Annotated in this window: 9 protein-coding genes; 7 read left to right on the top strand and 2 right to left on the bottom strand. The window is 62.0% G+C overall.

Annotation, left to right across the window (positions count from 1 at the left end):
- The first annotated feature begins 276 nt into the window (after window positions 1-276).
- From hutU to hutG, 7 genes are all read left to right on the top strand, one after another.
- The gene (gene hutU / locus CPter91_RS14355; protein ID WP_061941409.1) at window positions 277-1,977 is read left to right on the top strand and encodes a urocanate hydratase; all 1,701 of its coding nucleotides are present in this window, start codon (window positions 277-279) and stop codon (window positions 1,975-1,977) included.
- Between the two features lie 81 nt (window positions 1,978-2,058).
- A complete protein-coding gene (locus CPter91_RS14350) occupies window positions 2,059-3,396 on the top strand; it encodes an MFS transporter (RefSeq protein WP_061941407.1) in 1,338 nt (445 codons plus the stop codon).
- A gap of 84 nt (window positions 3,397-3,480) precedes the next feature.
- On the top strand, window positions 3,481-5,028 hold the full coding sequence (gene hutH / locus CPter91_RS14345; RefSeq protein ID WP_061941405.1) for a histidine ammonia-lyase: 1,548 nt from the start codon (window positions 3,481-3,483) through the stop codon (window positions 5,026-5,028).
- A gap of 84 nt (window positions 5,029-5,112) precedes the next feature.
- Window positions 5,113-5,682 carry a HutD/Ves family protein gene (locus tag CPter91_RS14340; RefSeq protein WP_061941403.1) on the top strand — a complete coding sequence of 190 codons (570 nt, stop codon included), beginning with the start codon at window positions 5,113-5,115 and terminating at the stop codon, window positions 5,680-5,682.
- Window positions 5,683-5,715: 33 nt separating this feature from the next.
- Window positions 5,716-6,984 (top strand): imidazolonepropionase, encoded by a 1,269-nt coding sequence (gene hutI, locus CPter91_RS14335; RefSeq protein WP_061941401.1) that lies wholly within the window; start codon window positions 5,716-5,718, stop codon window positions 6,982-6,984.
- Complete coding sequence (locus tag CPter91_RS14330) at window positions 6,981-8,372, top strand: formimidoylglutamate deiminase (RefSeq protein ID WP_061941399.1); 1,392 nt, start codon at window positions 6,981-6,983, stop codon at window positions 8,370-8,372. The genes hutI and CPter91_RS14330 overlap by 4 nt, the downstream gene beginning before the upstream one ends.
- A 59-nt stretch (window positions 8,373-8,431) precedes the next feature.
- On the top strand, window positions 8,432-9,232 hold the full coding sequence (gene hutG / locus CPter91_RS14325) for an N-formylglutamate deformylase (RefSeq protein WP_061941397.1): 801 nt from the start codon (window positions 8,432-8,434) through the stop codon (window positions 9,230-9,232).
- Between the two features lie 20 nt (window positions 9,233-9,252).
- Here hutG and cls read toward each other — a convergent pair whose 3' ends face one another.
- Entirely contained in the window at window positions 9,253-10,593 is a 1,341-nt protein-coding gene (gene cls / locus CPter91_RS14320; RefSeq protein WP_061941395.1) for a cardiolipin synthase, read from the bottom strand.
- Window positions 10,594-10,617: 24 nt separating this feature from the next.
- Window positions 10,618-12,858, bottom strand: a complete 2,241-nt coding sequence (locus CPter91_RS14315; protein ID WP_082792852.1) for a site-specific recombinase — start codon at window positions 12,856-12,858, stop codon at window positions 10,618-10,620.
- Window positions 12,859-12,898: the final 40 nt, after the last annotated feature.

Here is a 12,898-nt window from a genome sequence, read left to right as displayed (position 1 = left end):
TCGATAAATTTTCATCACGGATACTAACTCAGTTACCAGCGCAGTTGCCGACCAGCCAAGTATGGAAGTTCAAGCGTACTTGAAGTCAACATATTTTTGCAGGGTAGCGCATTGCGCTTCATTCGGGATAGCCGGAATCTGCTAACGACTATGTGTAAATTCGATTGACTAAGTTGTATAGGCATTATATTTTACTGGACTATACAACTTGTTGTTTATTTTCGGGCAGTCAGGATAGCAAATCGGCGCACCGATATTTTTAAGGAGATTAGCCACATGACAACCACTACCGATCCACGGCGTGACCCTAGCCGCACCATCCGCGCCGCCCGCGGCACTACCCTGACTGCCAAGAGCTGGCTGACCGAAGCGCCGTTGCGCATGCTGATGAACAATCTCGATCCGGAAGTGGCCGAGCGCCCGAACGACCTGGTGGTGTATGGCGGCATCGGCCGCGCCGCGCGCGACTGGGCCTGTTTCGACAAGATCGTCGAAGCGCTGACCAATCTGAATGACAACGAAACCCTGCTGATCCAGTCCGGCAAGCCGGTCGGCGTGTTCCAGACTCATGCCGATGCGCCGCGCGTCCTGCTGGCCAATTCCAACCTGGTGCCGAAATGGGCCAATTGGGAGCACTTCAACGAACTCGACCGCAAAGGCTTGTTCATGTACGGCCAGATGACTGCCGGCAGCTGGATCTACATCGGCAGCCAGGGCATCGTGCAAGGTACTTTTGAAACCTTTGCCGAAGCCGGCCGCCAGCATTTCGGCGGCGACCTCTCCGGCCGCTGGATCCTGACGGCCGGTCTCGGCGGCATGGGCGGCGCCCAGCCGCTGGCGGCGACCCTGGCTGGAGCGGCTTCGCTGACCATCGAATGCAAGCAGTCCAGCATCGATTTCCGCTTGCGCACGCGCTATCTCGACAAGCAAGCAAAAAACCTGGACGACGCGCTCGACCTGATCAAGTACCACACCGAACGCAAGGAAGCGATTTCCATCGGCCTGCTCAGCAATGCCGCGGAAGTGCTGCCGGAGCTGGTGAAGCGCGCCAAGGCCGGCGGCATCAAGCCCGACCTGGTGACCGACCAGACCTCGGCGCATGACCTGATCAACGGCTATTTGCCGATCGGCTGGAGCGTCGAGCAATGGGTGGCGGCGCAAAATGATCCGTCGCAGCAGGCGCGGCTGACTGCCGATGCTGCCCACTCTTGCGCGCAGCATGTGCAAGCGATGCTGGATTTCCATGCAATGGGCATCAAGACTGTCGACTACGGCAACAATATCCGCCAGGTGGCCTTCGACCAGGGCGTCAAGAACGCCTTCGATTTCCCTGGCTTTGTGCCGGCTTATATCCGCCCCCTGTTCTGCGAGGGCAAGGGACCGTTCCGCTGGGTCGCCTTGTCCGGCGATCCGGAAGACATCTATAAGACCGACGCCAAGATCAAGGAGCTGTTCCCGCAAAACAAACACGTGCACCGCTGGCTGGACATGGCGCGCGAACGCATTTCCTTCCAGGGCTTGCCGGCGCGGATTTGCTGGCTGGGCTTGGGGGAACGCCATATCGCCGGCCTGGCCTTCAATGAAATGGTGCGCACCGGCGAACTGAAAGCGCCGATCGTGATCGGCCGCGATCACCTGGACACCGGCTCGGTCGCCAGCCCGAACCGCGAAACCGAAAGCATGAAGGACGGCACCGATGCTGTCTCCGACTGGCCGTTGCTGAACGCTTTGCTGAATACCTCCGGCGGCGCCACCTGGGTCTCGCTGCATCACGGCGGCGGCGTCGGCATGGGCTATTCGCAGCACTCTGGCATGGTGATCGTCGCCGACGGCACCGACGCCGCCGCCAAGCGCCTGGCGCGGGTGCTGGTCAACGATTGCGCGTCCGGTGTCATGCGCCATGCTGATGCCGGCTATGAAGCGGCAATCGAGTGCGCCAAGCGCCACAATCTGAACCTGCCGATGATCAATAAATAAGCATCGCATGTTCGACCCTGCGCCACTGCCAAAGCAGAATATAAAAATGAGCGGTGGCGCAGCTTATACAGGAGACAAGGCATGGAAATAAGTCAGGGCAGTGCGGTGCTTGCCGGCGCGGAAACAACGTTGCATGCGCAGGCGCCGGTGGGGAAACTCAAGCGCGCCAAGGCAGTGGCGGCGATCACCATCGGCAACGGCTTGGAGTACTTCGAGTTCACCTCGTACAGCTTTTTCGCCATCATCATCGGCAAACTGTATTTCCCGGCCACCGGCGATATCGCCCAGCTGCTGCTGGTGACGGCCACCTTCGGCATCGGCTTTGTGGCACGGCCGGTCGGCGGCGTGCTGCTGGGAGCGTATGCCGACCGCGCCGGCCGCAAGGCAGCCATGACCTTGACCCTGCAACTGATGGCCTTGGGCTCGGCGATGATCGTGTTTGCCCCGACTTATGCTCAGATCGGCCTGGCGGCGCCCATGCTGATCGTGGCGGCGCGCCTGCTACAGGGCTTTGCTCTCGGCGGCGAAATCGGCGCTTCCACTTCCTTGCTGATGGAATACGCCGATGACAGTTCGCGTGGCTTCTATGGCGGCTTGCAGGCGGTTAGCCAGAACTTGAGCGCCTTGCTGGGCGCGCTCACGGGTTTGCTGCTGACAGCGGTGCTGAGCACCGCGGCGCTGGAGGGCTGGGGCTGGCGCATTCCGTTTGCGATCGGCTTGCTGATGGGGCCGCTGGGCGTGTTCATCCGTCGCAACCTGCATGAAACCCTGGACGACGGCCCTGTGGCTAGCGGTAAGCGCAGCCAGGGCAGCGCCATTCGCACCGTGTTCGCGCAGCACAGGAAGCAGATAGTTGCGGGCATTCTGCTCACCATGGGTAATACTGCCGCCATCTACATTACCCTGTACTACATCCCGACCTACGCCAGCAAGATTCTGCACATGTCGATGTCGGCCGGGCTGGCAGCAGCCTGCGTTGCCGCTGGCGTCGCCGCCGTGACCGCGCCGTTCGCGGGCAAGCTGTCGGACCGGATCGGCCGCAAGAAAGTGTTTGGGGCCTTTTGCGTGCTACTGGCGCTGGTGATCTATCCCGCATTCAGGCTCATCAATGCGTATGCCATGCTGGAGGTCCTGCTGCCGACCATCGCTTTGCTGTCTTTCCTGACTACCTTCATCGCGGTACCGGGCCTGGTCATGCTGCCTGAAATGTTTCCGCGTCCGGTGCGGGTGACCGGCATGTCGGTAGTGTATTGTGTCGGCGTTTCCATCTTCGGCGGTTTCGCGCCGTTCTTTGCGACCGAGCTGATGGCGCTGTCCGGCAGCAAGCTGGCGCCTTCCTGGTATGTCATCGCTTGCGTCCTGATTGCTTTGCTGTCCTTGCCCCTGATTCAAGACAAGGCAGGCCGGCCGCTGGATTGAGCCTGTCTTGAAACTGTTTTTTGTTTTGCCATAACGTATTCGTTAACGCGTATTGCTAATATTACTGCGCTATTTTTGAAAGAAATGACCATGAAAACATCGTTGACTCTGCAACCTGGAAAAATGACCCTGGCAGAGATTCGCAGCATCTGGGCCGAAGCCGTTCCGCTGGCCTTGCCGCCATCCGCTTACGACGCCATCAATGCTTCTGCCGCCACGGTGGCGCGCATCGTCGAGCGCGGCGATGCCGCCTACGGCATCAATACCGGCTTTGGCAAGCTGGCCAAGACCCGTATCCCGGACGAGCAGCTGGAACTGCTGCAGCGTAACCTGATCCTCTCGCATTCAGTCGGCACCGGCGACCTTATCGACGACGGCGCCGTGCGCCTGATCCTGGCCATGAAAATCGCCAGCCTGGCGCGCGGCTTTTCCGGCATCCGTGCGCGGGTGATCGATACCCTGCTGGCGATCTACAACGCCGGCATCATGCCTTGCATCCCGGTCAAGGGTTCGGTCGGCGCTTCCGGCGACCTGGCGCCGCTGTCGCACATGACGCTGGCGATCCTGGGCGAAGGCCAGGTGCGGGTCGACGGCAAGCTGGTTGATGCCAGGGAAGCGCTGGCCGCAGCCGGCATCACGCCGATCGTGCTGGCGGCCAAGGAAGGCCTGGCGCTGATCAACGGCACCCAGGTCTCTACTGCGCTGACCTTGAACGGCCTGTTCCTGGCCGAGCGCGTGCTGGAAGCCGCAACCGTCACCGGCGCACTGGCAGTGGATGCGGCGCGCGGCAGCGATGCGCCGTTCGATCCGCGCGTGCATGAAGTGCGCGGCCAGCCGGGCCAGATCGCCACGGCCAAGATCTATCGTCAGCTGCTGAGCGGCAGCGCGATCCGGCAATCGCACTTGGTCAACGACGAGCGCGTGCAGGACCCGTACAGCTTGCGCTGCCAGCCGCAGGTGATGGGCGCTTGCGTCGACATCATCGGTAACGCCGCGCGCACCTTGCTGATCGAAGCCAATGCCGTGACCGACAATCCGCTGATCTACGCCGAGCATGATGAAGTCATTTCCGGCGGCAATTTCCACGCCGAGCCGGTGGCTTTCGCAGCGGATACGCTGGCGCTGGCGATTGCCGAGATCGGCGCCTTGTCGGAGCGCCGCATCGCACTGCTGATCGATTCCTCGCTGTCCGGCTTGCCGCCGTTCCTGGTGCAATCATCCGGCCTCAACTCCGGCTTCATGATCGCTCATGTCACGGCCGCCGCGCTGGCCTCCGAGAACAAGGCGCTGGCGCATCCGGCCAGCGTCGACAGCCTGCCGACTTCCGCCAACCAGGAAGACCACGTCAGCATGGCCACCTTCGCCGGCCGCCGCCTGCATGAAATGGCGCACAATACGGCGACCATTGTGGCGATTGAATTGCTGGCGGCGGCGCAAGGGGTCGACTGCCATCAGCCGCTGACCACCTCGCCGATGCTGGACGAGGTGCACCAGCGCTTGCGCGCACAGGTAAGCTTCTACGACAAGGACCGCTTCTTCGCACCGGATATCGAAGCCGCCAAGCAGCTGGTGCTGCAAGGCGCGGTCAGCGACAGCTGCAAAGCGCTGTTTGCCGAGCTGTACAGCCGTTAAGCAAGAAAGCAAGAACCAGACTGGGGCGGGCAGAGCAAGGCCGGTCCCAGCCCGGAATGTGTCACGCGTTTATAGAGCGAGCCAATGAAACTGATCGAGTTTGAAGACTTGCCAGCCACGCCCTGGAAGAACGGCGGCGGCGTCACGCGCGAGTTGCATTGCCAGCCGGCGGGAGCCTCCTTTGACGATTTTTTATGGCGGGTCAGCATCGCCGATGTTAGCCAGTCCGGCGCCTTTTCCAGCTTTGCCGGGGTCGACCGGGTCATCACTTTGCTGGAAGGCGAGGGCATGGATCTGGTGTCCGACAGCGGCAATCACGTGTTGCTGTCGCGCCTGCAGCCACATCGCTTTCGTGGCGAAGATCAGGTCACGGCGGAACTGGCGGGCGGCGCCTGCCAGGATTTCAACCTGATGCTGAGGCGCGGCGCAGTCGCCGGCGAGGTCCGCGTGTGGTCGATTGATCAAGACCTGGAGCAGGGCTGCAATCTACTGTTTTGCGTGCAAGGGCGCTGGGACGTGCTGGCGCAGGACGGCGAACACGCCACCCTGGAGCCGCGCCAGAGCCTGGTCTGGGAGCAGCGGCCGGGCCAGGTGTCGCTGCGTTCCCTGAGCGCCGGCAGCATCCTGATCGGCGTCAACATCAATCAGCAATAATGAAATAATAAAATAGTGAAATAGGAAAACAGCATGGCGCACAGTTTATCCAAGCAAGCCGATGGCATCTGGTTGAATGCCAGGATCGCTGCCGCCGGCGATCCTGGCAACGTCATCCTGGGCGGCGCCATGGTAGTGCGCGACGGCTTGATCGCCTGGCTCGGCGCCGCGGCCGCGCTGCCTGCCGAATACCGCAATGCGGACCTGGCGCAGCACGATGTCGGCCGGCGCTGGATCACGCCCGGCCTGATCGATTGCCATACCCATCTGGTATACGGCGGCAACCGTGCCGACGAGTTCGCCTTGCGGCTGGCCGGCGCCAGCTACGAGGAAATCGCGCGCAGCGGCGGCGGCATCGTATCGACCGTGCGGGCGACCCGTGCGGCGGATGAAGAGAGCCTGTTCCTGCAATCCGGGAGACGGCTGCAAGCCCTGCTGGCGGAAGGCGTCACCACGCTGGAAATCAAGTCCGGCTACGGTCTCGACCTGGCCAGCGAACGCAAGATGCTGCGCGTGGCGCGCCGCCTCGGTGAGCACTACCCGGTCACGGTGTACACCACCTTTCTCGGCGCCCATGCCTTGCCGCCCGAGTACCAGGGCCGCGCCGACGATTACATCACGCTGGTGTGCGAGGAGATGCTGCCGGCGTTGCATGCGGAAGGCCTGGTCGATGCGGTCGATGTGTTTTGCGAAAACATCGGCTTTTCGGTGGCCCAAAGCGAACGCGTATTTGCGGCCGCCGCAAGCCTGGGATTGCCAGTAAAAATGCACGCCGACCAGCTCTCGAATATCGGCGGCACGCAGCTGGCGACGCGTTTCAAAGCTCTCTCGGTGGACCATCTTGAGCACCTGAACGAAGCCGATGTGCTGGCGATGAAGGACAGCGGCACCGTCGCCGTGCTGCTGCCCGGCGCCTATTACTTTATCCGCGAAACCAAACAGCCGCCGCTGGAATTGCTGCGCCGCCATGGCATACCGATTGCGATTTCCACCGACAGCAATCCCGGCACCTCGCCGACCACGTCCTTGCTGCTGATGCTGAACATGGCATGCACGCTGTTCCGCATGACGACGGCGGAAGCCTTGCTGGGCGTCACCAGCCATGCAGCACAAGCCTTGGGCCAGGACCACAGGCACGGCTTGCTGGCGGCAGGGCGCACCGCCGATTTCGTGTTGTGGGATGTGGAGTCGCTGGCGGAACTGGCCTACTGGTCGGGACGCAATCCTTGCCACGCGATAGTGCGCGGCGGCCGCTTCAGCCCTGCGGCGCCGCAAGGAATGAATCAAGGAGCCTATCCATGAAACCAGTCATCCGACAATTGATTGCTGACCGTGCCTTGCTGGCCGACGGCTGGCGCAACAACGTCCTGCTGGAATGGGACGAGCAGGGCATCCTGACTTCGGTGCGTCCCGATGCCGAAGTGCTGGCCCTGGCGCCGCGCGCCGCCGCCACGGTCCTGCCTGGCCTTGCCAACCTGCATTCGCATGCCTTCCAGCGCGCCATGGCGGGGCTGACCGAATACCGCTCCAATCCCAGCGACAGCTTCTGGAGCTGGCGTACGCTGATGTACCAGTTTGCCGGTAAATTGTCGCCGGCCGACCTGAAGGCGGTGGCGACGCAGCTGTATATCGAAATGCTGCAGGCCGGCTACACTTCGGTGTGCGAATTCCACTATCTGCACCATGACCGCGACGGCAAGCCTTACGCCAATCCGACAGAAAACATGGCCTGCCTGATCGCCGCGGCAGAAGAAGTTGGCATCGGCCTGACCTTGCTGCCGGTGATGTACCAGTACAGCGGCTTCGGCGCCCAGCCGCCGCATCCGGGGCAAGCGCGCTTCATCAACTCGCCGCAATGGATGATGGCAGCCCTGCAGCGGCTGCAGGCCGATCATCCGCAGCATGCCGGCTTGCGCTACGGCGTCGCGCCGCATTCGCTGCGCGCGGTGTCGCCGCAATCGCTGCAGGAGCTGCTGACTGAGCTCAAACAGTGGGATGCGCAGGCGCCGGTGCATATCCACATCGCCGAACAGCGCAAGGAAGTGGAAGACGGCAAGGCCGCACTGGGTGCGCCGCCGGTGGCGTGGCTGCTGGACAACATGGCGGTCGACCGTCATTGGTGCCTGGTGCACGCTACCCACATGACGCCGCAAGAAACCATCGGCCTGGCGCGCAGCGGCGCCGTTGCCGGGATATGTCCGACCACCGAAGCCAATCTGGGCGACGGTATCTTCAACGGTGTCGAGTACGCGGCAGCGCATGGCGCCTGGGGTGTCGGTTCGGACAGCCATATCAGCACCAGCCTGAGCGAAGAATTGCGTCTGTACGAATACAGTCAGCGCCTGCAGCATCGCCAGCGCAATATGCTGGTCGGCGAGCATGCGGCTTCGGTTGGCGCTTACCTGTATCGCCAGGCCCTGCACGGCGGCGCTGCAGCGAGCGGGCGCAAAGTGGCAGGGCTGCAGGTGGGGCAAAGTGCAGACCTGCTGGTGCTGGACCAGCAGCATGCTGATCTGGAAGGCAAGCAGGGCGACCAGTTGCTGGACAGTTTTGTGTTTTCCCACCATGGCCAGACGCCGGTGCGCGATGTGATGGTGGGTGGCCATTGGGTCATCAACGACCGCAAGCATCGCCTGCAAGAAACCAGCCTCGCCGCTTATGCGCGTAGCATGAAGAGCTTATTGGCTTAATGTTGACTTAACCTTGGCTTGAGATTGGCTTAAGCTGCGAAATTCTAGCGAGTTCAATTATGGAAAAATTCCTGTTTCATCGCGGCAGCCTGCCGCTGCTGGTGTCGATGCCGCATGCGGGCGAGCATATTCCCGACGGCATCCGGGCCGGCATGAGCGCGCCGGCGCTGGACATCGCCGATACCGACTGGCATATGCCGCAGCTGTATAGCTTCTTGCAAGAACTGGGCGCCTCGGTGCTGGTCGCCACCCATTCGCGCTATGTGATCGATCTCAATCGCCCGCGCGACAACGTCAATCTCTATCCCGGCCAGGATACCACCGGGCTCTGTCCGGTGGATACCTTCCACAAGGAGCCCTTGTACCAGCCAGGCAAGGAGCCGGACGAGGCAGAAATACAGCACCGCATCACGCACTACTGGCAGCCTTACCACCAGCAGCTGCAGCAAGAGCTGCAACGCCTGCGCGCCGAGCACGGCGTCGCCATGCTGTGGGACGCGCATTCCATCGCTTCGGTGGTGCCGCGCTTCTTTGAAGGACGGCTGCCGGACCTCAACCTGGGCACCGCCTCGGGCACATCCTGCGCGCCGGAATTGGAACAGCAACTGCTGCAGGTGGCGGCCCAGGCCGATAGCTACAGCCATGCCTTGAATGGCCGTTTCAAAGGCGGCCACATTACACGTCATTACGGCAAACCGCAGGACAACATCCATGCAGTCCAGCTGGAGCAGGCGCAAATCACCTATATGGAAGAGCAGCTGCCGTTTGCCTTCGACCCGCAGAAAGCCGCCAAGGTGCAACCGGTATTGCGCCGTTTCATGGACGTCATGCTGGCGTGGGCCGAGGCGCACCGCGCCTGAGCCGGGGCATCTCAGCCGGGCTACAGCCAGTAGCCCAGCGAGCGCGCGGCCCATTCCTTGATGCGGTCGGAAAACGGCCGTTGCTGCCATTGCTCCAGCGTGATTTGCAGGGAACCGCGCACGTCCTCGCGGAAAGCTCTTTCCATTTCGCGCCCGAACTGGTCGTCGATGACGATCACATTGGCTTCATAGTTGTGCAGGAAGCTGCGGATGTCCATGTTGGCGGAGCCGACCGTGGACCAACTGCCGTCGATCACCGCGGTCTTGGCGTGCAATACGGAGATCTGCAGCTGGTAGATGCGGATGCCGGCGCTCAGCAGCTGGGTATAGAACGACTGGCCGGCATGGAACACCAGGCCGCTGTCGATCACGCTGGGCAGGATCAGGCTGACATCGACGCCGCGTTTGGCGGCGGCGATCAGCGCCTCCACCAGCTGGCGGTCGGGCGTGAAGTAGGGCGTGGTGATATGGATGCTCTTGCGCGCCTGCTGGATCGCCAGGATGTAGGCTTTGTAGAGGCTGTAGTCGCCGTCCGGCTGGCTGCTCAGCACATGCACCGTCTTGTCGCCGGCCGCTTCCAGTTTGGGGAAATAGTCCAGGTCCGGTAAATCTTCGGCATGTTGGGTACTCCAGGTTTGCAGGAACAGCAATTGCAGCGAGGCCACTGCCGGGCCTTCTATCCGCACATGGGTGTCGCGCCAGCCAACCGGGCCGGCCTCGCTGCGGCGTCGCGAGCGGAACAAGGAACTGTTGGCGTAGGCGGCGCTGATATTGACACCGCCGGTGAACGCGACCTTGCCGTCCACCACCAGGATCTTGCGATGGTCGCGATGGTTCAACTGCCAGCGGCCGAAACGTTTCAGCGGATTGACCGGATTGAACTCGACCAGACGGATGCCGGAGGCGCGCATGCGCTCAAAGAATTCGGTCGGGGTGCCGATGCTGCCGACACTGTCATAAATGATGTTGACCTGCACGCCGGCGCGTTGCTTCTCTATCAGCAGGTCGGCAAAGCGCTGGCCGAGCTGGTCTTGGTCAAAAATATAGGTTTCAAAATTGATCGTGCTTCTGGCTTGGCCGATGGCCTCGATCATCGCCGTCATGGTCTGCGGGCCGTCGAACAGCAGACTGACCTTGTTACCCTTGATGAGGGGACTGCCTGTGACGGCTTCTTCCATGGCCGCCAGCGCATTCAGGCGCGACGAAGCATTCGCCGGCCCGCTGGTTGGCGTGGCGGCTGGCGGCAGCGTGGCGCTGAGCTGGCTGACATCGGGCAGGGTCGAGCAAGCCGCGGCCAGGAGGCACAGCAGCGCGATGGCAAAAAAACGGAAAGGGCGCAGCAAGGGCAGATCATTCAACATGTCAATTTATCTCTCGCGGCGTAGTCATTGTTGTTGCCGTTCGGATACTACCTTGTTGCTTCGCTTTTTGCTTGAATTCGTGTGAATCCCGCAGGCCGGATCGTCCGGCCCGCGCTGACCCTCAGGTGCTCGGGGTTTTCTCGCTATCCTCTTGAATGGGGACTCTCTTCGGCGGAATGAAGAAATCCTTGGGCCTTTCAAAAAGCGCGAGAACACGGCCTTGGCCAGGGTCCAGCCATGGCGGAAGCGCACCTGGCGCGCGCGCAGCGCCACGAACAGCGCCAGCGAGAAGCTGACCCAGAGGTTGACGGTGCCGATGGCCAGCACGCCGATCACGGAAACGACCGCGGTATGCCAGCCCATGTGATTGTCGAGGCCGACCAGCGCGGTAGCGAAGTTGGTCGCCGAGAAGGTGATGTGACGGATATCGATCGGCAGGCCGAGCATGAAGCCGATGGTGCCGATGGTGCCGAGCAGGATGCCGAAGTAGAAGTTCCCCATCAGGCCGCCGAGGTTGTGCTCCAGGTATTCGCCGAACCTGGCCAGACGCGGCTTGCCCATCAGCTTGCCCAGCCAGCGTGCGCGCGCCACCCGCTGCGCCATGTGGGTATACAGCGCCTTGTTGTCGTAGTAGCCGGAAATTAGGCCGGCCAGGAACAGGCAGACGCCGGCAATCGCCGCATGGAACAGCGCCAGGCTGGCGAAGGGATCGATATCGTGCAGCAGATGGGCGGCCTTGTCGGGCGTCACCAGGTGGTGGCCGAACAGGGAGTGGTAGCCGAGCGCGATCAGGTAGGCCACCGGGAAGGCCAGCAGCAGGTTGCCGGCCACTGCGATGAACTGGGTGCGTATCACCTTGGTGATCAGTTCCACCAGGCTGTCGATATCGATATTGCGGCCGTCCCGGCTTTGCAGGCCGGAGGCGATGCGCGAGGCGGTCATGGCCGGCTGCTTGGTGGCGACCGTGAAGTGCAGCACATGGATCAGCATGAAGCCGACCGAATAATTCATGCTGAACAGGAAAGCTTCCACCAGCGGCGCCGCGCGCAGGTAGGAGGCCAGGATTTTCAGCATCGACATGAAGCCGATGATGAAGCCGGCGCCGGCGGCGGAGCGGAACATGGCGCCGTATTCGCCGCGGTCTTCGGCAATATAGTGTTCACCGGTACGGCTGGCGTTTTCGGTGACGTTACGCGCCAGCAGGTTGATATTGTCGGCGAACAGTTCACGCACCGCGTACTTGCGGTTATGTCCTTCGATCAGTTCTCGCCCCAAGGCCAGCGCCTCGCTACGCTTGGCCATGCGCTTCGCATTGGCCAGCGCTTCCGCTTCATCGTGTGCGACCGGGCCTTCCTGTTTTTCAGTGTTCGGCACGCTGATGCTGACTTCGCCGACGTCGACCAGGTTCAGCAGCTTGCGCAGGCGCGCGATGCTTTGCTCCAGCCTGACCAGCAGATAGGTGAGCGCGACGCTGCTACCCATGCGCAGCGCATTCTTGCGAATCTTGAGGACGATGGTGTCGCACTGGTCGAGCATCACCGCCAGGTGGCGGGCGTCTTCCAGCGGCGGCAGATCGGCCAGCGGCACGGCGGAGTCGGCCGCCGCCAGATGGTGGCGGTAGCTGTTCAGATACAGGTGCAACTCGACATTCTGCATCAGGAACGGTGATTCGAATTCGTCGATGCTGGGATACAGCCTGAGCAGCGCCGGCTCCAGGCCCATGGCGCTGATGCGGTAGGAAAGGGTCTGGATCGCTTCCAGCAGTTCGCCGACGGTCTTGTGGCGGTCGATGGCGTCGCTGGCGGCATTATTGTCGGCGTCGGTGTAGGGCGCGGCCTGGCCCAGCAGGTCGAACAGGCTGAACCAGTCCTCGTTCGGAACAGCGTTGATCCAGATATAGTCTGTTTCGGCCGGCAGCAGGCGGTCGAGGCAGTCGCGCAGATAGTTTTCATCCAGCGCCGGCGGCAGCATGCGAAACGACAGGCGCTGGAACAGCTCGGTAAAAAAGCCGGCGTTAGGCAAGATCCCGGTGTCGGTATACAGGCTGATCTGGCGCCGCGTCGAAAACAGCCGTAGTACATAATGGCGCAAGGCGCTCGCCTGGGCCGGTTCGCCATGCAGCAGTTGCACCAGTATCCGCAGGTTCTCGGCCGCTTCCGTGGCAAGCTCGGGCTTGCGCGGACGCAAGGTCTGGATCAAGGCCACCAGATGACTGATGTCGTCGGTGTTGGGATCGGCGGCGATGAGTTTTAGTGTTGACAGCATGTAAAGTTTTGTAGGGTGCAAAGTGGTTAGTGTACGTTCA

Source organism: Collimonas pratensis (assembly GCF_001584185.1).
In the GTDB taxonomy this organism is placed as follows: Bacteria; Pseudomonadota; Gammaproteobacteria; order Burkholderiales; family Burkholderiaceae_D; genus Collimonas; species Collimonas pratensis.
This window is presented reverse-complemented; position numbering and strand designations above follow the sequence as displayed.